21 protein-coding genes are annotated in these 22,885 nt (G+C 66.6%); 16 read left to right on the forward strand and 5 right to left on the reverse strand.

Translation table 11 applies throughout. The features are described from left to right. Nucleotides 1–2 precede the first annotated feature (2 nt). Nucleotides 3–476 carry a 50S ribosomal protein L13 gene (rplM, locus tag D1604_RS03755; protein ID WP_181409293.1) on the reverse strand — a complete coding sequence of 158 codons (474 nt, stop codon included), beginning with the start codon at nt 474–476 and terminating at the stop codon, nt 3–5. Nucleotides 477–754: 278 nt separating this feature from the next. Here rplM and D1604_RS03760 point away from each other — a divergent pair, with 278 nt between their 5' ends. From D1604_RS03760 to D1604_RS03800, 9 genes are all read left to right on the forward strand, one after another. Further along, the gene (locus D1604_RS03760; protein WP_119412229.1) at nt 755–1,366 is read left to right on the forward strand and encodes a TIGR02466 family protein; all 612 of its coding nucleotides are present in this window, start codon (nt 755–757) and stop codon (nt 1,364–1,366) included. 84 nt (nt 1,367–1,450) lie between these two features. Then, on the forward strand, nt 1,451–2,380 hold the full coding sequence (locus tag D1604_RS03765; RefSeq protein ID WP_119412230.1) for an alpha/beta hydrolase: 930 nt from the start codon (nt 1,451–1,453) through the stop codon (nt 2,378–2,380). A 113-nt stretch (nt 2,381–2,493) separates the two neighbouring features. Then, on the forward strand, nt 2,494–4,161 hold the full coding sequence (ettA, locus tag D1604_RS03770) for an energy-dependent translational throttle protein EttA (protein ID WP_119412231.1): 1,668 nt from the start codon (nt 2,494–2,496) through the stop codon (nt 4,159–4,161). 94 nt (nt 4,162–4,255) lie between these two features. Beyond that, nucleotides 4,256–5,185 (forward strand): 2-hydroxyacid dehydrogenase, encoded by a 930-nt coding sequence (locus tag D1604_RS03775; RefSeq protein ID WP_119412232.1) that lies wholly within the window; start codon nt 4,256–4,258, stop codon nt 5,183–5,185. A 136-nt stretch (nt 5,186–5,321) separates the two neighbouring features. Then, nucleotides 5,322–6,284 (forward strand): ArsR/SmtB family transcription factor, encoded by a 963-nt coding sequence (locus D1604_RS03780; protein ID WP_024354139.1) that lies wholly within the window; start codon nt 5,322–5,324, stop codon nt 6,282–6,284. Beyond that, nucleotides 6,284–7,246 carry a methylenetetrahydrofolate reductase [NAD(P)H] gene (gene metF, locus D1604_RS03785; protein WP_119412233.1) on the forward strand — a complete coding sequence of 321 codons (963 nt, stop codon included), beginning with the start codon at nt 6,284–6,286 and terminating at the stop codon, nt 7,244–7,246. Before D1604_RS03780 ends, metF begins: the two co-directional genes overlap by 1 nt. Then, nucleotides 7,247–8,323: a homocysteine S-methyltransferase family protein gene (locus tag D1604_RS03790; RefSeq protein WP_119412234.1), complete on the forward strand. Its 1,077-nt coding sequence runs from the start codon at nt 7,247–7,249 to the stop codon at nt 8,321–8,323. A 127-nt stretch (nt 8,324–8,450) separates the two neighbouring features. After that, nucleotides 8,451–11,117, forward strand: coding sequence for a methionine synthase (gene metH, locus D1604_RS03795; protein WP_199683661.1), 2,667 nt, complete (start codon nt 8,451–8,453; stop codon nt 11,115–11,117). A gap of 87 nt (nt 11,118–11,204) precedes the next feature. After that, entirely contained in the window at nt 11,205–12,356 is a 1,152-nt protein-coding gene (locus D1604_RS03800) for an amidohydrolase (protein WP_119412236.1), read from the forward strand. A 22-nt stretch (nt 12,357–12,378) separates the two neighbouring features. On the opposite strand, the gene D1604_RS03805 is transcribed toward D1604_RS03800, so the two are convergent. Beyond that, nucleotides 12,379–12,792, reverse strand: a complete 414-nt coding sequence (locus D1604_RS03805) for an ArsR/SmtB family transcription factor (protein ID WP_119412237.1) — start codon at nt 12,790–12,792, stop codon at nt 12,379–12,381. Then, on the reverse strand, nt 12,789–13,415 hold the full coding sequence (locus tag D1604_RS03810; protein ID WP_373561204.1) for a peroxiredoxin: 627 nt from the start codon (nt 13,413–13,415) through the stop codon (nt 12,789–12,791). Before D1604_RS03810 ends, D1604_RS03805 begins: the two co-directional genes overlap by 4 nt. A gap of 107 nt (nt 13,416–13,522) precedes the next feature. Between D1604_RS03810 and D1604_RS03815 the strand changes: the two genes are divergently transcribed. From D1604_RS03815 to D1604_RS03830, 4 genes are read left to right on the forward strand one after another with little or no spacing between them, the layout of a single operon-like run. Beyond that, a complete protein-coding gene (locus tag D1604_RS03815; protein ID WP_119412239.1) occupies nt 13,523–14,479 on the forward strand; it encodes an MBL fold metallo-hydrolase in 957 nt (318 codons plus the stop codon). A gap of 40 nt (nt 14,480–14,519) precedes the next feature. Next, complete coding sequence (locus tag D1604_RS03820) at nt 14,520–14,933, forward strand: TIGR01244 family sulfur transferase (RefSeq protein ID WP_119412240.1); 414 nt, start codon at nt 14,520–14,522, stop codon at nt 14,931–14,933. Nucleotides 14,934–14,936: 3 nt separating this feature from the next. Further along, complete coding sequence (locus D1604_RS03825; protein WP_119412241.1) at nt 14,937–16,220, forward strand: NAD(P)/FAD-dependent oxidoreductase; 1,284 nt, start codon at nt 14,937–14,939, stop codon at nt 16,218–16,220. Further along, nucleotides 16,220–17,014 (forward strand): sulfite exporter TauE/SafE family protein, encoded by a 795-nt coding sequence (locus D1604_RS03830; RefSeq protein WP_119412242.1) that lies wholly within the window; start codon nt 16,220–16,222, stop codon nt 17,012–17,014. The genes D1604_RS03825 and D1604_RS03830 overlap by 1 nt, the downstream gene beginning before the upstream one ends. A gap of 20 nt (nt 17,015–17,034) precedes the next feature. Here D1604_RS03830 and hemA read toward each other — a convergent pair whose 3' ends face one another. Further along, on the reverse strand, nt 17,035–18,282 hold the full coding sequence (gene hemA / locus D1604_RS03835) for a 5-aminolevulinate synthase (protein WP_119412243.1): 1,248 nt from the start codon (nt 18,280–18,282) through the stop codon (nt 17,035–17,037). 129 nt (nt 18,283–18,411) lie between these two features. Here hemA and pdxR point away from each other — a divergent pair, with 129 nt between their 5' ends. The 3 genes from pdxR (at nt 18,412) to D1604_RS03850 (ending at nt 21,995) form a co-directional block, all read left to right on the forward strand. Then, entirely contained in the window at nt 18,412–19,899 is a 1,488-nt protein-coding gene (gene pdxR / locus D1604_RS03840; RefSeq protein WP_119412244.1) for a MocR-like pyridoxine biosynthesis transcription factor PdxR, read from the forward strand. A 124-nt stretch (nt 19,900–20,023) separates the two neighbouring features. Then, entirely contained in the window at nt 20,024–20,818 is a 795-nt protein-coding gene (locus D1604_RS03845) for a YggS family pyridoxal phosphate-dependent enzyme (protein ID WP_119412245.1), read from the forward strand. A gap of 19 nt (nt 20,819–20,837) precedes the next feature. Further along, nucleotides 20,838–21,995: a DegT/DnrJ/EryC1/StrS family aminotransferase gene (locus D1604_RS03850; protein WP_119412246.1), complete on the forward strand. Its 1,158-nt coding sequence runs from the start codon at nt 20,838–20,840 to the stop codon at nt 21,993–21,995. A gap of 79 nt (nt 21,996–22,074) precedes the next feature. On the opposite strand, the gene pdxY is transcribed toward D1604_RS03850, so the two are convergent. Next, nucleotides 22,075–22,875 carry a pyridoxal kinase gene (gene pdxY / locus D1604_RS03855; protein WP_119412247.1) on the reverse strand — a complete coding sequence of 267 codons (801 nt, stop codon included), beginning with the start codon at nt 22,873–22,875 and terminating at the stop codon, nt 22,075–22,077. Between the last annotated feature and the right edge of the window lie 10 nt (nt 22,876–22,885).

Here is a 22,885-nt window from a genome sequence, read left to right on the forward strand (position 1 = left end):
GCTCAGGCGCTCCGGGTGTTCTTGGACGACATCGACTTGAAGTCGATGGTCGTGGGCTGTTGGGCTTCGTGTTCGTGAGCCGCGCCGGCGAACAGGCGCAGGTGGGTCATCTGCTTGCGAGCCAGCGGCGACTCCTTGGGCAGCATCCGCTCAACGGCCTTCTCGAGCACGCGCTCGGGGAAACGACCGCCCAGAACCTTCTCCGGGGTGGTTTCCTTGATGCCGCCGGGGTGGCCGGTGTGGCGATAGTAGACCTTGTCGGTGTTCTTCTTGCCGGTGAACACGACCTTGTCGACGTTGGTGACGACGACGTAGTCGCCGCAGTCAACGTGCGGGGTGTAGGTCGGCAGGTGCTTGCCGCGCAGGCGGTTGGCGATGAAGGTCGCGAGGCGGCCCACCACGACGCCTTCGGCGTCGATGTGGATCCACTTCTTCTCGACCTCGGCCGGCTTCAGCGAAGCCGTAGTGCTCTTCAGCATGATGAGGGTCCTGGAAGACGAAAAACGCGGCTCGATCCGGACGGATTGAGCGGAGGCCGTGCTGATAGAGGGTCCGCACGCAGAGGTCAACGCCACTCGCGACACCAATAACACATCAATACATTGAAAAATATCGACTATTTGTTAATGGTATTAAAATACCCGATCCATTTGGCGCAAAACACGTGGGCCAAAGACCGGAAAACGCCGCTCAACCCTCCCGGCGCGACGGTTTTCATCTTCTCGTACGAATCCAGACGCGGTAATCGCGGGCCATGCCCTCTCGCTCCCTGTTCCCGACCCAGGTGTATGACGCCTCCCTCGTCTCGGCGCGCGGATGGAGCGAACTGCACGAGGAGTTGCTGGACCTGTGCCTGGTCATGGCTGAGGAGGACGAGGCCGGGATCGAATGGTGCCGGGCCAACCACTATCCGGGCTATACCTCCTATGGCTCGATCAACGACCTGCCTCAGCGGTTTCCCGAGTTCGCCGAGCTGAAGAAGCTGCTGGACAAGCACGCGGCGCTCTTCGCCCAGAGCCTGCATTTCGATCTGGCGAAAAAGCTGCGGCTCGACAATCTGTGGGTCAATGTCCTGATGCCCGGCGGCGGGCATACAGGCCATATCCACCCACACGCCGTGCTGTCCGGCACGATTTATATCCACATCCCCGACGGCGCCTCATCGCTGAAGATCGAAGACCCGCGCCTGGCCATGATGATGGCCCGTCCCGGCCTGACCGCCGAAGCGAGCGAAGCGGAACAGCCCTTCGTCTATCTGAAGCCGGCGCCGGGCACGGTGCTGATGTGGGAAAGCTGGCTGCGTCACGAAGTGCCCGCCAACCGCGCCGAAGAACAGCGCATCTCCATCAGCTTCAACTACGCCTGAGGCCGACGAGGACCGATATACGCCCTTCCGCCGCCGCATTTCTCGCGAAACCTGCGTCAACGGCCAAGCTTTGGAGGGGAATGGATGCGGGTTTTCAACACCGCGGCGACGATCGCCATGTTTGCAACAGGCGCACTTCTGTTGGGTGCGTGCGGCGAGAAGGCGGACGCCGTGACGGCGACCTCGACCGCCTCTGCGAGCGCTGATGGCGCGCCCTATGTGTTGCAGGGCACTCAGGTCTGGAGCGTGCCGGACCCCGTATCCGGTCGGAACTATCAGGTCTTCGTCAGCTTGCCTGCCAGCTATGAGGCCGAACCGAACCGCCGCTATCCGGTCCTCTATGTCACAGACGCCGATTACGCCTTTCCCATCATTCGCCAGATCGCCCGTCGGGTTAATCTGGAGGGGCCAGTAGTGCAGGACTTCATCCTGGTCGGCCTATCCTACGCCGAGGGCGACAAGGGCGCCGAAAGCCGCCGCCGCGACTACACGCCTACGCCCAATGGGCCGAACAATTCCGCCGGATATATTCACGGCGGCGGCGCGGCCTATCAGACCTATCTGAAGTCACAGGCCCTGCCGTTTATCGAGCAGAAATTCCGCGCCGATCCCGCACAACGCGTGCTGTTGGGGCATTCCTATGGCGGCCTGTTGGGCGCCCAGATCCTGTTCAGCGATCCGGCGATGTTCAGCGGCTACGTCCTGGGGAGTCCGTCGCTGTGGTACGATAAACGTCATATGCTCGGGGTCGAAGCCGACTATGCCCGCACCCACGATGATCTGAAGGCGCAGGTCTTCATGTATGTCGGCGGCTATGAAGTTCCCGGCCCTGACCGCCGCAACACCAGCGGCGCCAATCTGGTGGCTGATATGAAGACGCTGCAGGGCAATCTGCTGTCTCGCAACTATCCGGGTCTGAAGGTCAGTTCGATCGTGCTGGAAGACGAGGATCACCTGACGGTCGCTCCGATCGGCTTCACACGCGCACTGGAAGCGGTCTTGCCAGCGCGCTGAAGACCGCCATTGAAAAGCCGCGCCCCTGTCCGAAGATTTGCCCAAAGCCTTCGGGGTCGCTACATCCTCCGGCAACTTCCCATCCGCACTGAATCAAAGGCGCGACGCGACGCATGGCGCAGCAATATATCTTCCAGATGCAGGGCCTGACCAAGGCCTATCCCGGTGGCAAGAAGGTCTTCGAGAACATCTGGCTCAGCTTCTACAACGACGCCAAGATCGGCGTCGTCGGGGTCAACGGTTCGGGTAAGTCGACCCTGCTGAAGATCATGGCCGGTCTGGACCACGAGTTCCAGGGCGAGGCCCGCGCCGCCGACGGCGTCAAGCGCGGCTATCTGGAACAGGAACCGCAGCTCGATCCTGCCCTGAACGTTCGCCAGAACGTCGAGGCCTGGTGCGAAGAGAAGCAGTGGGTCAACCGCTTCAACGAAGTCGCCAATGAGCTGGGTGAAAACTACACCGACGAACTGATGGAGGAGATGACCGCCCTCCAGGAGAAGATCGACGCTGGCGACGTCTGGGACATCGACAGCCGCATTGATCAGGCCATGGGCGCCCTGCGCTGCCCGCCGGACGACTGGGAAGTCACCAACCTGTCGGGCGGTGAAAAGCGCCGTGTGGCGCTGGCCCGCCTGCTGCTGTCCAAGCCCGACATGCTGCTGCTCGACGAACCGACCAACCACCTGGACGCCGAGTCGGTGGCCTGGCTGCAGCACCACCTGGAGAACTTCCCCGGCTGCGTCATCCTGGTGACCCACGACCGCTACTTCCTGGATCTGGTGACCAAGTGGACGCTGGAGCTGGACCGCGGCAAGGGCCACCCCCACGAGGGCAACTATTCCTCGTGGCTGGAAGCCAAGACCAAGCGCGTCGTGCAGGAGCAGTCGGAATCCGAAGCCCGCCAGCGCGCCCTCACCCGCGAGCTGGAATGGGTCCGCTCGGGCGCGAAGGCCCGTCAGGCCAAGTCCAAGGCCCGTCTGGCCGCTTATGAGAAGATGGTCGCCGAGCAGGAGAGCTCCGCCAAGGCTCAGTCCTTCGCCGCCATCCAGATCCCGCCTGGCCCGCGTCTGGGCAACGTCGTTCTGGAAGTGACCGGCCTGAAGAAGTCCTATGGCGACAAGGTTCTGTTCGACGACCTGAACTTCAAGCTGCCGCCCAACGGCATCGTCGGCGTCATCGGCCCCAACGGCGCCGGCAAGTCGACCATGTTCAAGCTGATCACCGGCCAGGAACAGCCCGACGGCGGCACGATCAAGGTCGGCGAGACAGTCAAACTGGCCTATGTCGACCAGTCGCGCGACGACCTGAAGCCGGACGACACCATCTGGCAGGCCATTTCGGGCGGCACCGACGTGATGATGGTCGGCAAGCGCGAGATCAACACCCGCGCCTATGTCGGCAGCTTCAACTTCAAGGGCGGCGACCAGCAGAAGAAGGTCGGCCAACTGTCGGGCGGTGAGCGTAACCGCGTCCACCTGGCCAAGACCCTGGCCACCGGCGGCAACCTGATCCTGCTCGACGAACCGACCAACGACCTGGACATCGAAACCCTGCAGAACCTCGAAGAGGCGCTGGAAGAATTCGCCGGCTGCGCCGTGGTCATCAGCCACGACCGCTGGTTCCTGGACCGTCTGGCCACCCACATCCTGGCCTTTGAAGGCGACGGCCACGTCGAATGGTTCGAGGGCAACTTCGAAGCCTATGAACAGGACAAGATGCGCCGCCTGGGCGCGGACAGCATCATTCCCAAGCGCATCCAGCACCAGAAGTTCGGTCGCTGATCCAGCGCACAGACTGACAAGCGGCCCTCCGAGCAATCGGGGGGCCGTTCTGCTTTGGGGTGGCGCTCCGGCGAAAGCGGGATAGTCTGCCCCCATGACCCAGCGTCCCGCCGTCCTGATCATGCAGCGGCATCTGGCCCCGCTGAGCGCCTTCCTGGAAGGCGCCTACGATATCTATCGCTTCTGGGAAGGCCCGCCGATCGAGGCGGCAGACGACATTCGCGCCCTGATCGTCGCGGGCGAGTTCGAGTTGGACAAGGCGCTGATCGAACGCCTGCCCAATCTGTCGCTGATCGCCTGCTTCACGGCTGGATATGACGGCATCGATGTCGAGTGGTGCCGCGCGCGCGGCCTGCCCGTCACCCATGCGCCCGGCGTGAACCACGAGGACGTGGCCGACCACGCCATCGGCCTGATCCTGGCCGCGCGTCGACAGATCGCCGAGGGCGACCGCACCATCCGCGCGGGCGAATGGAAGTTGTCCACGCGCAGCATCACCACTTCGCTGGGCGGTCAGCGATTGGGGATCGTCGGCCTGGGCCACATCGGCGAAGCCGTAGCGCGTCGCGCCGAGGTCATGCGCATGGACATCCGCTGGTGGGCGCCGCGCGCCAAGGAAGCCGCGTGGCCGCGCGCCGACAGCCTGATCGAACTGGCGCGCGGCTCCGACATCCTCGTCGTCGCCTGCCGGGCGGACGAGAACAACCGGGGCCTGATCTCGGCCGAGGCGATCGAGGCGCTTGGACCGACGGGCCTGCTGGTCAACGTCGCGCGCGGACAGTTGGTCGATGAAGACTCCGTCATCGCCGCGCTGAAAGACGGCCGTCTGGGCGGCGCGGCCCTCGACGTCTTCGCCGAGGAACCGACCGAGGCCGCGCGGTGGGCGGGCGTGCCCAACACCGTCCTGACGCCTCACACCGGCGGCGCCACGACCGAAGCGGTGCAGGGGATGCTGATGCTGCTTCTACAGAATCTCTCGGCCCACTTTGCGGACGAGCCGCTGAAAACGCCTGTCGCAGACTGAAATTCGGCCCTCTCGGGGCTGTCTGCCCTCCATTCCAGACGCGCAAAGAACGATCCGTGCCTGCAATGCGCGGATAGAAGACGCACGCGACCAGATTTTGCTTGCATAAGCGTATAAGGATATCTTTATACGACCTATGACACTGACTGCTGACCAGACCGTTGAAGCCCTGCGCGCCGCCGGCGAACCGACTCGCCTGCGCGTCCTGTCCCTGCTGGCTGCCGAAGAGCTCTCGGTGATGGAGTTGTCGCGCGTTCTGGACCAGAGCCAGCCGCGTGTCTCGCGCCATCTAAAGCTGATGGCCGACGCCGGTCTGATCGAGCGGTTCCCCGATGGCGCGCGCGTCTTCTACCGCCTGTCGCACGACGCCCTGTCGCGGCGCCTGGTCGACACCGTGCTGGATCTGCTGGACGACGGCGAGGGCGAGGCCGACCATCGCCGTCTGGACGAGGTGCGCAAGGAGCGCGCCATCGACGCCGCCCGCTACTTCGAGCAGATCGCGCCCCAGTGGGACCAGATGCGCAGCCTCTATGTCTGCGAAAGCGCGGTCGAGGCCGCGGTCGAGCGCGCGGCCGGGTCAGGCCCGTTCGAGCGCGTGGTCGATCTGGGCACCGGCTCGGGCCGGATGCTGACCCTGTTCGGCAAGAAGGCGAAGATGTCGGTCGGCCTCGACCTGTCGCAGAATATGCTGAACATCGCCCGCGCCAATGTCTCCAAGGCCGGGCTGGACAAGGTCGAGCTGCGCCACGGCGACATCTTCTCGACCCGCCTGCCGCACGAAAGCGCCGATCTGGTGATCGTCCATCAGGTGCTGCACTACCTCGCCGATCCGGCCGCCGCGGTGGCCGAGGCCGCGCGTCTGGTCATGCCGGGCGGCAAGCTGCTGATCGTCGACTTCGCCCCCCATAAATTCGAGCACCTGCGCGAGGCGCATCAGCACCGCCGTCTGGGCTTCCCCGACGCCGAAATCCGGGAATGGCTGACCGAGGCGGGCCTCACGCCCTCGGCGCCCATCGCCCTGCCGCCCGACACGGAAGGCCTGACCGTTCACATCTGGACCGGCGAACGCGCCGCGAGCCCCGTCCGAAAGACCGCCTGATGGCCCCCTCCTCCGCATCCTCGCTGAATCTGGCCGAAGCCCGCGCCCTGCTGTTGTCGCCGCTGGGCCCGGTCGCGCGCGCCGGTTCCAACCGCAACGCCGTCAACGTCTCCTTCGAGTTCTTCCCGCCCAAGTCCGACGCGGCCGAGGCCAATCTGTGGTCGGCCATCCGGCGGCTGGAGCCTCTGAACCCGGCCTTCGTCTCCGTCACCTACGGCGCGGGCGGCTCGACGCGCGAGCGGACCCACCGCACCGTCCAGCGCATCATCAGCGAAACGACCCTGCGGCCGGCCGCCCACCTGACCTGCGTCGAGGCCAGCCGCGCCGAGGTCGACGAGGTCATCGAAGGCTATAAGGCTATCGGCGTCGATCACATCGTCGCCCTGCGCGGCGACCCGCCCGGCGCCTCTGGCATCGGCGGCGCCTATACGCCTCGCGCCGACGGCTACGCCAACGCCACCGAACTGACCGCCGCCCTCAACCGCATCGGCGGGTTCGAGGTCACGGTCGGCGCCTATCCGGAAAAGCACCCGGAAAGCCCCTCCATCGACCACGACATCGACGTGTTGAAGGCCAAGGTGGATGCAGGCGCCACGCGCGCCGTGACCCAGTTCTTCTTCGACATCGAGGCCTTCCTGCGTTTCCGCGACCGGGTGCGGGCGGCGGGCGTGACCATTCCCCTGATCCCCGGCGTCATGCCGGTGTCCAACTTCGCGGGGCTGAAGCGGATGACGGCGGCGTGCGGCGCCGCCCTGCCCGACTGGCTCGCGGGGCACTTCGACGGGCTGGACGATGACCCGGAGACTCGCAAGCTTCTGGCCGCCTCCATCGCCGCCGAGACCTGCGCCCGCCTTCAGGAAGAGGGCTTTTCGGACTTCCACTTCTACACCCTGAATCGGGCCGAGCTGGTCTATGCGATCTGTCGCGTTCTGGGCGTGCGCGAAACCAAGGCTGTTGCGTAGATGACTTCTCCCCTGAGCCGCGCTGAACGGATCGCCGCCCTGCACGCGGCGGCGAAGGAGCGCATTCTGGTGCTGGACGGCAGCTGGGGCGTGATGATCCAGCGCCGCGACCTGACGGAAGAGGATTTCCGCGGCGAGCGCTTTCGCGACCACAGCCATCCGCAGAAGGGCAACAACGACCTGTTGATCCTGACGCGGCCCGACATCATCGCCGACCTGCACGATGTCTATTACGCCGCCGGGGCCGATATTTCGGAGACGAACACCTTCTCCTCGACCACCATCGCCCAGGCCGACTACGGTCTCGAGGATGCCGTTTATGACCTGAACTATGAAGGCGCCCGCATCGCGCGCGAGATCGCCGACCGCTGGACGCAGAAAGAGCCGCACAAGCCCCGCTTCGTCGCCGGCGCCATCGGCCCGACCAACCGCACCCTGTCGCTGAGCCCCGACGTCAACGACCCCGGCTATCGCGCCGTCACCTATGACGAGGTTTATGAGGCCTATAAGCAGCAGGCCCGCGCCCTGCACCACGGCGGCGTCGACATCTTCCTGATCGAGACGGTGTTCGACACCCTGAACTGCAAGGCCGCGATCAAGGCGATCAAGGATCTGGAGGACGAGGGACTGGAGCCCCTGCCCCTGTGGATCTCGGGCACCATCACCGACCGTTCGGGCCGCACGCTGAGCGGCCAGACGGCCGAGGCCTTCTGGAACTCGATCCGCCACGCCAGACCGTTCGCCGTCGGCTTCAACTGCGCCTTGGGCGCCGAACTGATGCGGCCGCATATCGCCGAACTGAGCCGCGTCGCCGACACCCTGGTCAGCGCCTATCCCAACGCAGGTCTGCCCAACGCCATGGGCCAGTATGACGAACAGCCCCACGAGACGGCCCACTTCCTGGAAGAATGGGCGCAATCGGGACTGGTCAACATCGTCGGCGGCTGCTGCGGCACCACCCCCGACCACATCCGCCACGTCGCCGAAGAGGTCGCAGGCGTGACCCCGCGCGCCGTGCCGGAGCGCCCCACAGCCCTGCGCCTGTCGGGCCTGGAACCGTTTGAGTTGGTGTCGTGATGCGTCCCCACCCGCTCATCCCCGCGGAGGCGGGGACCCAGTACTTTGGCTGCATCCAGATCATTGACCGCTCGCGCGCGGCTCAAGCCTGGGTCCCCGCCTCCGCGGGGATGAGCGGAGAATTGCGTTGAGACCCGTCTTCATCAACGTCGGCGAGCGGACCAACGTCACCGGCTCGGCCAAGTTCAAGAAACTGATCATAGCGGGCGACTATCCCGCGGCCCTGTCGGTCGCGCGCCAGCAGGTCGAGGCGGGCGCCCAGGTCATCGACGTCAACATGGACGAAGGCCTGCTGGACGGCCCCGCCGCCATGCGCACCTTCCTGAACCTGATCGCGGCCGAGCCCGACATCGCCCGCGTGCCGATCATGATCGACAGTTCCAAATGGGAGGTGATCGAGGCGGGCCTGAAGTGCGTTCAGGGCAAGCCGATCGTCAACTCGATCAGCATGAAGGAGGGCGAGGACGCCTTCCGCCACCACGCCGTCCAGTGCCTGCGTTACGGCGCCGCCGTGGTAGTCATGGCCTTTGACGAGGTGGGTCAGGCCGACACCGCCGCGCGCAAGATCGAGATCTGCACCCGCGCCTATAACATCCTGGTCAACGAGGTCGGCTTCCCGCCCGAGGACATCATCTTCGACCCCAACATCTTCGCCGTGGCGACGGGGATCGAGGAGCACGACAACTACGCCGTCGACTTCATCGAGGCGACGCGGGTCATCAAGCAGACCCTGCCCCACGCCCGCGTCTCGGGCGGGGTGTCGAACGTCTCGTTCAGCTTCCGCGGCAATGAGCCGGTGCGGCGGGCGATCCACAGCGTCTTCCTGTATCACGCCATCAACGCCGGGCTGGACATGGGCATCGTCAATGCGGGCGACCTGCCCGTCTATGACGACATCGACGCCGAACTGCGTGAAGCCGTCGAGGACGTGATCCTCAACCGGCCGCAGCGGACAAACGTGTCCAATACCGAGCGGCTGGTGGACATGGCGCCCCGCTACAAGGGCGAGAAGGGCGCGGCCAAGGTCGTGGACCTGAAATGGCGCCAAGCGACGGTCGCCAAGCGCATCGAACACGCCCTCGTCCACGGCATCACCGACTATATCGTCGAGGATACGGAGGAAGCCCGTCAGGCGTCCGAACGCCCCCTGCACGTCATCGAAGGCCCGCTGATGGACGGGATGAACGTGGTCGGCGACCTGTTCGGCTCGGGCCGGATGTTCCTGCCGCAGGTGGTGAAGTCGGCGCGGGTGATGAAGCAGGCCGTGGCCCACCTCGAGCCCTTCATGGAGGCCGAAAAGGCCGGTCAGGAGCGGCAGGCGGCGGGCAAGATCCTGATGGCCACGGTCAAGGGCGACGTCCATGACATCGGCAAGAACATCGTCGGCGTCGTGCTGCAGTGTAACAACTATGAGGTGGTCGATCTGGGCGTCATGGTCCCGGCGGACCGCATTCTGGACGCCGCCATCGAGCACAAGGTCGACATCGTCGGCCTGTCGGGCCTGATCACCCCGTCGCTGGACGAAATGGTCTTTGTCGCCGCCGAGATGGAGCGGCGCGGCTTCGATATCCCCCTGCTGATCGGGGGTGCCACGACCAGCCGCACCCACACGGCGGTGAAGATCGAGCCGAAGTATCGCAAGGGCTCGACCACCTATGTCATCGACGCCAGCCGCGCGGTCGGCGTGGTGTCCGGCCTGCTGTCTCCGACCGACCGGGCCAAGAACGAGGCGGCCACCCGCGAGGAATATGTCCGCATCCGCGAGCAATACGCCCGTGGGCAGGAGGTGAAGGCCCGCGCCGCCATCGAACAGGCGCGCGACAACCGCTGGCGGCCGGATGAGGGCCAGACGCCCGCCCCCGCGCCGTCCTTCCTCGGCGTGCGCGCCTATGAGGCGTGGGACCTGCAGGATCTGGCCGACCACATCGACTGGACGCCCTTCTTCGCCAGCTGGGAGCTGATCGGCCGCTATCCGCTGATCCTGGAGGACGAGATCGTCGGCGAGGCGGCGCAGGATCTGTTCCGCGACGCCCAGGCCATGCTGAAGCGCATCGTCGCGGAGAAGTGGTTCACGGCCAAGGGCGTCGTCGGCTTCTGGCCCGCCAATGCGCATGGCGACGACGTAGTGGTCTGGACCGACGAGACTCGCACGACCGAAGCCGCCCGCTTCCACGGCCTGCGTCAGCAGATCAAGAAGTCCAACGGCAAGCCGAACCTGTGCCTGTCCGACTTCGTCGCCGAGGACGGAGCCGACTACCTGGGCGCCTTCGCCGTCACCGCCGGTCACGGCGAGCTGGAAAAGGCGGCCGAGTTCAAGGCGGCGGGCGACGACTACTCCGCCATCATGGCCACCGCCCTCGCCGACCGCCTGGCTGAAGCCTTCGCCGAGCGGCTGCACAAGGAGGTGCGCACCCAGTTGTGGGGCTACGTCCCTGACGAACAGACCTCGGTTCAGGATCTGATCGAGGAGAAGTATCAGGGCATCCGCCCCGCCCCCGGCTATCCGGCCCAACCCGACCACACGGAAAAGGCGACCTTGTTCCGCCTGCTGGACGCCGGGACCAACGCCGGGATGGAGCTGACGGAATCCTTCGCCATGTCGCCCCCCGCCTCGGTCAGCGGCCTGTATTTCGGCCATCCGGGCAGCCACTATTTCGGCGTCGGCAAGATCGACCGCGATCAGGTCGAGGACTACGCGACCCGCAAGGGCTGGGACGTGCAGACGGCCGAGCGTTGGCTGGCGCCGATCCTGAACTACGATCCGGCCGCCATCGGGCGAGACGCCGCCGCCTGATCCCGAGACCTGGGGCCGCCATGTCCCCGGCCGCGCGGGGGTGCTAAGGGTCAGGACATCGTCGTTTTCGCCGGATGTCTGAGACCTATGAAGCCCCTGCCCGCCCTCGCTGCCCTCGCCTCGGACATGACCGCCTGGCGTCGGGATTTCCACGCCCACCCCGAGCTTTCGGGCGAGGAAAGCCGCACGGCGAAGATCGTCTTCGACGCCCTTAAGGACATGGGTCTGTCGCCTGAAGGCGGCATCGGCGGCGCGGGCGTCGTGGCGGTGGTTCAGGGACGCGAGCCCGGCCCGTCCATTGGCCTGCGCGCCGACATGGACGCCCTGCCCATGAACGACGACAGCGGCGCCGAGCACGCCTCGACCAAGCCCGGCGTCTCGCACGCCTGCGGCCACGACGGCCACACGGCGACCCTGCTGGGCGTCGCCCGTTACCTGAGCGCCAATCCGCCTGCGCGCGGCCGCGTGGTGCTGATCTTCCAGCCCGCCGAGGAGAACGGCCTAGGCGCCAAGGCCATGATCGACGACGGCCTGTTCGACCGCTATCCGTGCGATGAAATCTACGCCTATCACAACATGCCCCTGCTGCCGTTCGGCGAGGCGGCGGTGCGTCCGGGCGCGACCCTGAACGGCTACAAGATCTGGGAGATCGACATTCAGGGCGTCGGCGGCCACGGCGCCGCCCCGCACAAGACCAAAGACCCCCTGCAGGCCGCTGTCCGCGTCGCCTCGGAAATCTCGTCCATCATCGGCCGTCACGTCGATCCGATGGAACCGGCCCTGTTCACCGTCACCAAGCTGCAGGCGGGCGCCTCGCACAACGTCGTGCCGCACGAAGCCAGCCTGGCGGGCACCCTGCGCGCCACCTCGCCCGAGGTGATCGAAACCATGTGGAGCCAGCTTCAGGCCATCTGCGACGGCGTCGGCCGCATGACTGGCTGCACCCTCACGGTGACTGAAATCGCCGGGGTGCCGCCCTGCATCAACGCCCCGGCCCAGGCCGCCATCGCCGCCGACGCCTGCGCCTCGGTGCTGGGCGCCGACAAAGTGCTGCGCGATCTGAAGCCTTACCCCTTCACCGACGACTTCGCCTATATGCTGCAGCACGCACCGGGGGCCTACATGTTCTTCGGCCAGGGCGGACCGATGGTCCACCAGACGGTCTATGACTTCAACGACGCCGTCCTGCCCGTCGCCTCGTCGATCTTCGCCCGCATCGTCGAGGACCGCCTGAGCTGAAGCTGGAACAGCAAGAAGCGCATCAGGCGCGCGGAGGAAGAATCCGGGCGAACCGGGCCGCGTCGCCTGCAGGCCGCGTCGGCTCCGGCGCGGGCGCCTGATGCAGCCTATCGGCCAGGGCCGCCGGGTCCTTGCAGAAGATCTCGAACAGCATGGCCATCACCCCCTCGGTCCGCTCGTCGGCGAGGGAGTAGTAGATGGAGCGGGATTCCCGCCGGGTCTTCACCAGACCCGACTGGCGCAGTTCGGCCAGTTGCTGCGACAGGCCTGGCTGACGCAGGCCCAGCTCCTGTTCCAGCTGGCCGACGGAACGCTCTTCCTGAGCGATATGGCACAGGATCAGCAGGCGGTTGGCGTTGGCCAGTTGCCGCAAAAGTTCGGCCGCCTCGGGCGCGACGGCCTTCAACCGCTCCAGATCGACGTCGCCGCGCGTCATTTCGGCCCCGGTCGATAATACCAGGCGTCATCGCCCGCCGCCACGTCGCCGAAGTCGGTCGGCGCCGCCTGAAGCAGGGGCGCGCCCGGCATCCAGCCCTCGGGCGCCGAAGCCCCTTCCCGATCCGCCGTCTGCAGGGCCGTGATCAGCCGCAGCAACTCCTCGACCGAGCGGCCGACGTTCATCGGATACCAGCTGATGGCGCGCACCACCCCGGTCGGGTCGATGACGAAGGTGGCGCGCACCGAGGCGCTGTCGGGCGCCGCCGGGTCGATCATCCCATAGGCCTGGGCGATGACCATTGAGGGGTCCTCGATGATCGGGAACTCCACCGTCACGTCGAAGCGGTCGCGGATATCCTTCAGCCAGGCCAGGTGGGAATAGAGACTGTCGACCGACAGTCCCAGCAGTTCGCAGCCGATCGCCGTGAAGTCCGCCTGCCGCCGAGCCAGGGCGATGAACTCGCTGGTGCAGACCGGAGTGAAGTCCGCCGGATGCGAAAAGAAAGCCAGCCAGCGCCCGCGATAGTCGCTCAGCCGACGCTGGCCGCGCGTCGTGCGCGCGGTGAAATCCGGCGCCGCCTCATTGATCCGCAGAGGCCGCAGGGAGGGCGTGTCCGTCATCGAGTCGGTTTCCATGTCATAGGGCTACGCGTCGCCGAGGCGCAGCGCACCTTGAAAACAATTACTTGCATATAATATGTAAATATATAATTGCTTGATTCAGATCAATGCGGAGAGACGCCGTGACCGACGCCCCCACCGACCCCGCCCGCGACCATGCGAGGGATTTGATCGAGGCCGCCCTGACGAACGAGGCCCAGCGGCCCGTCGTCAAATCCTTCTTCGACCCCGCCACCTTCACCGTCAGCCATGTGGTGCGCGACCCCGGCTCGAACGCCTGCGCCATCATCGACAGCGTGCTGGATTACGATCAGGCGGCGGGCCGCACCTCAACCGCCTCGGCCGACGCCCTGATCGCCTATGTCGAGGCCGAGGACCTTGAGGTCCAGTGGCTGCTGGAGACCCACGCCCACGCCGACCACCTGTCGGCCGCGCCCTATCTGCAAGAGCGCCTCGGCGGCCGTCTGGCCATCGGCCGCGACATCATCAAGGTGCAGGACGTCTTCGGCAAAGTCTTCAACGAGGGGACCGAATTCCGCCGCGACGGCAGCCAGTTCGACCAGTTGTTCGACGACGGCGATCGTTTCGCCATCGGCGGGCTTCAGGCTACGGTCCTGCACGTGCCCGGCCACACCCCGGCCTGTCTGGCCTATGTGGTCGGCGACGCCGTCTTCCCCGGCGACACCCTGTTCATGCCCGATTACGGCACGGCGCGCTGCGACTTCCCAGGCGGCGATGCGCGGACGCTGTATCGCTCGATCCAGCGGCTGCTGTCCCTGCCCCCGGCGTCGCGCGTCTTCCTGTGCCACGACTACAAGGCTCCGCCCGCCCGCACCGAATTCGCGTGGGAAACGACCATCGGCGCCCAGCGCGAGGGCAATATCCATGTCCGCGACGGCGTCAGCGAGGATGAGTTCGTCGCCATGCGCACCGCCCGCGACGCCACCCTGTCCATGCCGCGCCTGATCCTGCCCTCGGTTCAGGTCAATATGAACGGCGGACGCATGCCCGAGCCGGAAGACAACGGCGTCCGCTACCTGAAAGTGCCCATCAACGCGCTCTAATTCCGCGCACCCCTTTTTCCTCAAGCCAGAGAACCGCCTCATGGACATCCGCACCCTGGAAGACCGCCTGCATGTCTCGCCGCAGATCCTGCCTGAGGAGGTCCCGACGGCGGCCGCCCAGGGCTATCGCGCCATCATCTCCAACCGCCCCGACGCCGAAGAGCCCGGCCAGCCGATGACCGAAGACATCCGCTCCGCCGCCGAGGCCGCGGGCCTGCCCTTCATCCACATCCCCATTCGCGGCGGAGCCATGACGCCCGACGACATCGCCCGCTTCAAGGCCGCGCTGGCCGAACTGCCCCAGCCCATCCTCGGCTACTGCCGCTCGGGCACACGCACCACCTTCCTGTGGGCGCTGTCGCAGGCAGGCGAGCGCCCGGCCGAAGAGATTGTCGCCCTGGCCGCCGCCGCCGGTTACGATGTCTCGCCGCTCGGCCCGCGTCTGGAGGGCTGAGGCATGGCCCATGCCCAAGCTTCCGAGACCTGCGATGTCCTGATCGTCGGCGGGGGCGCCGCCGGGATCGCCACGGCGGCCAGCCTGCTGCGCCGCCGCCCCGGCCTGGATGTCGTGATCGTCGAACCGTCCGAGCGCCACTATTACCAGCCCGGCTGGACGCTGGTCGGCGCGGGCGTCTTCACGCCTGAGCGCACCATGCGCGAGACCTGCCGCCTGATCCCCAAGGGCGCCCGCTGGATCAAGGACAGCGTCGTCGACTTCGCGCCCGAGGCCGACCAGGTGCGCCTGTCGGACGGCCGCCGCATCGGCTATCGCGCCCTGGTCGCCGCACCGGGCATCAAGCTGGACTGGGACGCCATCCCCGGCCTGAATGAGACGCTGGGCCGCAACGGCGTAACCTCCAACTACCGCTTCGATCTGGCGCCCTATACATGGAAGCTGGTGCAGGAGATGAAGGGCGGCCGCGCCCTGTTCACCCAGCCGCCCATGCCGATCAAATGTGCGGGCGCCCCGCAGAAGGCTCTCTATCTGTCAGCTGACCACTGGCAGTGCACCGGCGCCCTTCAGAACGTGGACATCGAATTCCACAACGCCGGGGCCGTGCTGTTCGGGGTCAAGGACTACGTCCCCGCCCTGATGAAATACATCGAGCGTTACGGCGTCGACCTGCGCTTCAACTCGCGCCTGACCGCTATCGACGGCGAGGCGCGCAAGGCGACCTTCGCCGTCACCAACGCCGACGGCGCCGTCAGCGAAGTCATCCGCGACTTCGACATGATCCACGTCTGCCCGCCGCAGACCGCGCCCGACTTCATCCGCCACAGCCCGCTGGCGGCCGACAGCGGCTGGATCGACGTCGATCAGTCGACGCTGCACCACAACCGCCTCGACAACGTCTTCGGTCTGGGCGACGCCTGCTCGGCGCCCAACGCCAAGACCGCCGCCGCCGCCCGTAAACAGGCGCCGGTCGTGGCCGAGAACGTCATCTCCATGCTGGACGGCAAGGCGCTGAAGGCCGTTTACGACGGCTATGGCTCCTGCCCCCTGACGGTCGAGCGCGGCAAGATCGTGCTGGCCGAGTTCGGCTATGGCGGCAAGCTGCTGCCCAGCTTCCCGGCCTGGATGCTGGACGGGCGCCAGCCGACGCGGCGCGCCTGGCACCTGAAGGCGCAGGCCCTGCCGGAAATCTACTGGGTCGGGATGCTGAAGGGCCGCGAGTGGCTGTGCGCGCCCGACTGCGTCGAGCCGGGCGTCGCCCCCCGCGCACAAAAGAGCGCCGCCTGATGGGCGAGCCGCTCAGCCTGCTGCAATACGGACTGGGCGCCGGGGCGGGGTCGCTGGTCGGCTTCACCCTGGGCCTGGTGGGCGGGGGCGGCTCGATCCTGGCCGTGCCGCTGATCGTCTATCTGGTGGGGGTGAAAGACCCCCATTTGGCCATCGGCACCAGTGCTTTCGCGGTAGCCGCCAACGCCTTCGCCAATCTGCTTAATCACGCCCGCCACGGGTCGGTGAAATGGAAGATCGCCCTGCTGTTCGCGGCGGCGGGCGTGGTCGGGGCGGCGCTGGGCTCCAGCCTGGGTAAGGCGGTGGACGGGCAGAAGCTGCTGGCCCTGTTCGCGGTGCTGATGCTGATCGTCGGCGCCCTGATGCTGCGCGGCCGCTCGGCGGCGGGCGACCCGTATGTGACCCTGACCGCGCGCAATGCGCCCAAGCTGATCGGCACGGGAACGGCGACGGGGATGCTGTCGGGCTTCTTCGGCATCGGCGGCGGCTTCCTGATCGTGCCCAGCCTGATGGGTTCGACCGGCATGCCCATCTATTACGCCGTCGGCTCGTCGCTGGTCGGCGTCACCGCCTTCGGCCTGACCACCGCCTTCAACTATGCGCTGGCGGGATGGGTGAACTGGGCGCTGGCGGCGGTCTTCATCGGCGGGGGCGTTCTGGGCGGGTTGGCAGGCGCGCGGCTGGCCAAGACCATGTCCAGCCGCAAAGGCCTGCTGAACACCGTCTTCGCAGGCCTGATCTTCGTCGTGGCCCTCTACATGCTGTATCAGAGCGCGCAGGTCTTGATGGCGTAGACCACGGCGAGAGCCCTTCGTCAGGCAGACTCCAACTGACGCATCCCCATCGCGGAGCAGCGTCGCCACTCGGCGTTGTCGCGCCAGATTTCGGCCAGCGCCTCCAGCAGCTGTTCTTCGTCCTCGTCGGCATGAAGAGGCGTGGGCGTGACCCTGAGGCGCTCGGTCCCGCGTGCAACCGTCGGATAGTTGATCGGCTGGACATAGACGCCGAAATCCTCCATCAGCCGGTCGGTCACGCGCCTGGCCGTCGCCGCATCGCCGATCATCACCGGCAGGATATGGCTGGGGCTGGGCAGGACCGGCAGGCCGATCCTGACCATGCCTTCGCGGATGGACCTGGCCCGCGCAGCCAGAGCGCGCCGGGGTCCGCCGTCGGCCTTCAGGTGTTTCAGCGCAGTGCGCACCCCGGCCACGACCGACGGCGGCAGGGCGGTGCTGAAGATGAAGCCCGGCGCATGGCTGCGGACAAAATCGACCGCATCCGCATCGCCCGCCAAATAGCCGCCCATCGCGCCGAATCCCTTGCTGAGCGTGCCTTGGATCATGCTGATCCGGTGCGACTGGCCGTCGCGCTCGGCCACGCCCGCGCCCCGCTCGCCGTAAAGGCCCACGGCGTGGACCTCGTCCAGATAGGTGAAGGCGCCGTGGCGTTCGGCGACATCGCAGATCGCCGCGATCGGCGCGAAGTCGCCGTCCATCGAATAGCAGCTCTCGAAACAGACCAGCTTGGGCCGATAGCGGCAGACGCTGTCTATCTGGCGCTCCAGATCGCGCCAGTCGTTGTGCGCGAACACCCGCCGCTCCGCGCCGGAACGGCGCATTCCCTCGATCATGGAGGCGTGGTTGAGGGCGTCGGAGAAGATCACGGCGCCGGGTAGGCGCTTGCCCAGCGTCGACAGGGCCGCATCGTTGGCCGCATATCCGGAGGTGAACAGCAGGGCCGCATCCTTGCCGTGCAGGTCGGCTAGCTCGCGCTCCAGCTGGACATGCTCATGGCTGGTGCCGGAAATGTTTCGTGTTCCGCCCGCCCCCGCACCGTATTTGTCGATCGCCTGCCGCGCGGCCGCCAGCACTTCGGGGTGGACGCCCATCGACAGATAGTCGTTGGAGCACCAGACGACGATCACGCGGTCCCTGCGATGGTCCCAGGCATAGGGGCCGCCGGTCGACAGCCGCTCCAGATCAGCGAACACCCGATACCGCCCTTCGTCGCGCAGGGCGTCCAGGTCGCTGCGAAAAAAGGTCGCGAAGTCAAAAGCACTCATGATCGTCCGTCCGTCAGCCTTCCATGAAGGGTCGGACAGGAGGCGACATTGCCATCGCGCCGACGGCGTGAGACCTAGCCCCCCATTGGCCCGATCAATCCGGCCACTTTTGATAGATGAAGCAGACCAATGTTCAGGCGCGCCCAGCTGGATTCGGTGCAGACCTTCATGGATCACCCGGCCCAGGCTGGTCTGCCCCTGCACGCCCGGATCCAGCGCGCGGTGCGCCAGTTGATCATCGACCGTTCGCTGACGGCGGGGCGCCCCCTGCCCTCCTCACGCACCCTGGCGCGGTCGCTGGGCGTCTCGCGCGACACGGTCGAGACCGCCTATGCCCAGTTGCACGCCGAAGGCTTCATCGAGCGGCGGGTAGGCAGCGGCAGCTTCGTCTGTAAACTGACGGAACTGGGCCTGAAACGCGGCGTCCTGCGACCCTCGGCCCGCCGCACCCCCGCGGGCGCGTCTCAGGCGCGCCTCAGCCGACGCGGCGCGGCGATGGCTCAGGCGGGCAGCGCGCGCGATCCCTTCACACCCCTGGCCTTCTCGCCCGGCGTGCCCGAGACCCGCCTCTTCCCCTTCGCCCAGTGGGAGCGGCTGCACCGGCAGGTGCTGCGCGAAGAAGGCGCCAAGGCCCTGGCCCACGGCGACCCGCAGGGCGACCCGCGCCTTCGTCAGGCCATCGCCGACTATGTGAACCTTGAGCGCGGCGCGCGCGCGACGCCTGACCGGGTTCTGGTGCTGACCAGCACCCAGCAGGCCCTGACCCTGTGCGCCCAGGTGCTGATGGACCCCGGCGACGGCGTCTTCATCGAGGACCCCGCCTATTCAGGCGCCAGCAGGGCCTTTGAAGCGGCGGGCCTGAAACGCCTGCCCATCCCCGTCGATCATCAGGGCCTGCGCACCGACGACATTCTGGCGGCGCCGACTTCGGCGCGCGCCGCCTTCGTCACGCCCTCGCACCAGTTCCCGACCGGCCGCACCCTGTCGCTGGAGCGCCGCCTGGCCCTGATCCAATGGGCGGCGCAGGCCGACGCCTGGATCATCGAGGACGATTACGACAGCGAGTTTCACTATACCGGCCGCCCCACGGCCTGCGTGCAGGGGCTCGATCCGCACGACCGCACCCTCTACCTCGGCACCTTCACCAAATCCCTCTTCCCCGGCCTGAGGCTGGCCTATCTGGTGCTTCCCCAGACGCTGGTGGAGCCGATGGTCACGGCGCGCAGCCTGATGGACGGCCACACCGCCTCCATCGCCCAACTCACCCTCGCCCGCTTCATCGAGGACGGGCGGTTCGGCGCCTATGTCCGCACCATGCGCGGCGTCTATGCGGAACGGCTGGAGGCTCTCGACGCCGCCATCAAGGCCAGCCTTGGACATGTAGTGATGCTGGACCGGCCCGCAGGCGGGCTTCAGGCGCCGTGCTTCCTGATCAACGGCCATGCCGAGGCCGAGACCCTGGTTCAGGCCCGGCGCGCAGGCGTTCACCTGACCGGCCTGTCCAGCCTTCACGCCGATGGCCAGGGCCGCCCCGGTTGGCTGATGGGTTTCGCCGCCTCCACGCCCAAAGAGATTCAAGCCGCCGTCGGTCGGCTGGTCAGCCTCTTTCCCGCGTGATCGGCGCTTACAAAGCGGTCTGCTTCACGGATCGAATGTGGAGGGCCTGACCCGCCAATCGGGCCTATAGTTTGCAGATGCGGCTCACCTCTCCGGCGCGCCGCCGTTCCCTTGTATCGGGAGGATGCATCCCTTGCCCCAGGCCTCAGTCGCCTCCGCCTTATCGCCCGCCGACCTACAACGTTTCGGACCCAATCCGCGTGAGAGCTTCGCCGCCAATCTGGCGCTGGTTCATCGCCGCATCGCAGTCGCCTGCGAACAGGCGGGCCGACCGTTCGACAGCGTCCGCCTGCTGCCTGTCACCAAGACGGTGCCGGCCGATATTCTGCGTCTGGCGTGGAGCGCCGGCGTCACCGATTTCGCCGAGAACAAGCTGCAGGAAGCCCGCGACAAGGCGGAAGATCTCGCTGACCTGGCGATACGCTGGCACATCGTCGGCCACCTGCAGTCGAACAAGGTGAAATACCTCACCCGATTGGCCGACGAGTTCCACGCCCTCGACAGTCTGAAACTGGCCGACATCCTGAACCGCCGTCTTGAGGCCGACGACCGGGACATGAACGTCTATGTCCAGGTCAACACCTCGGGCGAGCAGAGCAAGTTCGGCCTCCACCCCGGCGACGCGCTGGACTTCATCGAACAGCTGGAGGCCTTTCCACGCCTGAAGCCGCAGGGCCTGATGACGCTGGCCGTGTTCAGCGACGACCCTGATCGGGTACGGCCCTGTTTCACCCTGCTGCGCCGTCTGCGCGATCAGGCGCAGCGCCTTCATCCCCAGATGACCGGCCTGTCGATGGGCATGTCCGGCGACTACGAACTGGCGGTCCGCGAAGGCGCCACCGTGGTCCGCGTCGGCCAGGCCATTTTCGGCCCCCGCCCTACCCCCAACGCCCATTACTGGCCCGGCTTGGCCGAGTGACACGATCGGATTTACCGCGTTGACCATTCCCTTCATCGACCTCCAGTCCCAACGCCTGCGCATCGGCGCCGACATCGACGCCGCCCTGCTGGAGGTGGCGCGCAGCGGCCAGTACATCATGGGTCCGGCAGTCGCCGCCCTGGAGCGCGCCCTGTGCGAGTTCGGCCAGGCCCCGCACGCCCTGTCCTGCTCCAACGGCACCGACGCCCTGGTTCTCTTGATGATGGCCTGGGACATCGGGCCGGGCGACGCTGTCTTCTGCCCGGCGTTCACCTTCGCCGCCACGGCCGAGGTCGTGGCGCTGGCCGGGGCTGTTCCTGTCTTCGTCGACATCCGCCCCGACACCTGGACACTCGACCCGCAGGCCCTGCGCGCCGCCGTAAATCAGGTCGAACGCGAAGGCCGGCTACGCCCGCGCGCAGTGATCGCCGTGGACCTGTTCGGCCAGCCCGCCGACTATCCGGCCCTTGCCGCCGTCGCCGCCGAACACGGCCTGAAGCTGATCGCGGATTCAGCGCAAGGTTTCGGCTGCACCCTGGATGGACGCCACCCGATCCATTGGGCCGACGTCTCCACCCTCAGCTTTTTTCCGGCCAAGCCTCTGGGCGCCTATGGCGACGGCGGGGCCATCCTGCTGAAGGACGAGACCCTGCTGGATCATCTGATCTCCCTGCGGGTGCATGGACAGGCCACCGCCGCCGACGCCGCCGCGTGCGGGTTCGAGCATGACCCCAAATATCTGAACCTGAGACTGGGCATGAACGGGCGTCTGGACACCCTTCAGGCCGCCGTCCTCGTTGAAAAGCTCAAGATTTTCGAGGACGAGATCGAGCGGCGCAACCGTATCGCCGACCGCTACACCCAGGCCTTGCAGCCCCATGTCGCCGCCGTCCCCCGCGTGATCCCCGGCGGCCGTTCGGTCTGGGCGCAATACACCATCGAACATGACGACCGCGCCGGTCTGGCCGCCGCCCTGAAGGCCAAGGGCATTCCCACGGCGGTCTATTATCCCATCCCGCTTCACCGCCAGCCCGCCTACAGCAGCCATCCGGTCGGCGCAGGCGGACTGGCGGTGACCGAGGCCAAGGCCGAGCGCGTGATCAGCCTGCCGATGAGCGCCTATCTGGATGAAGCCGTTCAGGACCGCGTCATCGAAGCTGTCATCGCTTACAACTAAGCCCGGCCCAATCACGGAAAGCCCGACCGTTAATGCAACGGCCGGGCTTCCCTGTCTCACGTAGACATCTGACAGGCGGTCAATCGCCGATGATGCGCATCTCGAACGCGCCCGCATCCAGCGTCCGCCTGAGAACGCGCTGAACGTCTCTGGTGGCGCGCTCGGCGGCGCCCGCCAACGACGCGCTCTTCAGCAACCACGTCGTCATGAAGGCGGTGAACAAATCGCCCGTGCCGCTGGGCCGAATGGGCAGGCGTGGAATGGAGGTCCGGTGCGCCTTGCCGCCCTCCAGCGCCACGGTTTCGACCTCGCCGTCGCGGGTGTCGACCAGAACGCAGCCCGTGACCACGACGCGGCCCGTTCCACGACGGCTCAACTGATCCGCAGCGGCGCGCAGACCTTCGACCGTATCGGGCCTTTCGCCGACCAGCCGTCCCAGTTCGAACTGGTTCGGCGTCACGATGTCGGCTATCGGCGTTAGCTCATCTCGGAACCGTTCGATCAGCCCGTCTTCGACAAAGACCCCAAGATCGTCGTCCCCGATGACCGGATCGCAGATCAGGACGAAATCAGGATTCAGCCGCCGCGCGCGACGCAGGAAGTCCACGACCACCGACGCATTGCCCACCGAACCCATATAGCCGGTGAGGATCGCCGCCGCCTGCTGCGGCAACTGCCTTTCCTCGACGCCCAGCAGCAGGTCGGCCACCAGGTCCGCCTCCAGCACCCGCCCTCTCATGGTCGGATAGTGGGGATGGTTCGACAGCAGGGTCGTGGGGACGGCCGCCACCTCGAAACCGGCGGCCTGAAGAGGATAGACCGCCGCGCTGTTGCCGACGTGGCCGTGAACCACTTGGCTCTGGATCGAGATGACCTGCATCACGCCTCCT

The sequence above is a fragment of the Brevundimonas sp. LPMIX5 genome (assembly GCF_003576505.1).
GTDB lineage: Bacteria > Pseudomonadota > Alphaproteobacteria > Caulobacterales > Caulobacteraceae > Brevundimonas > Brevundimonas naejangsanensis.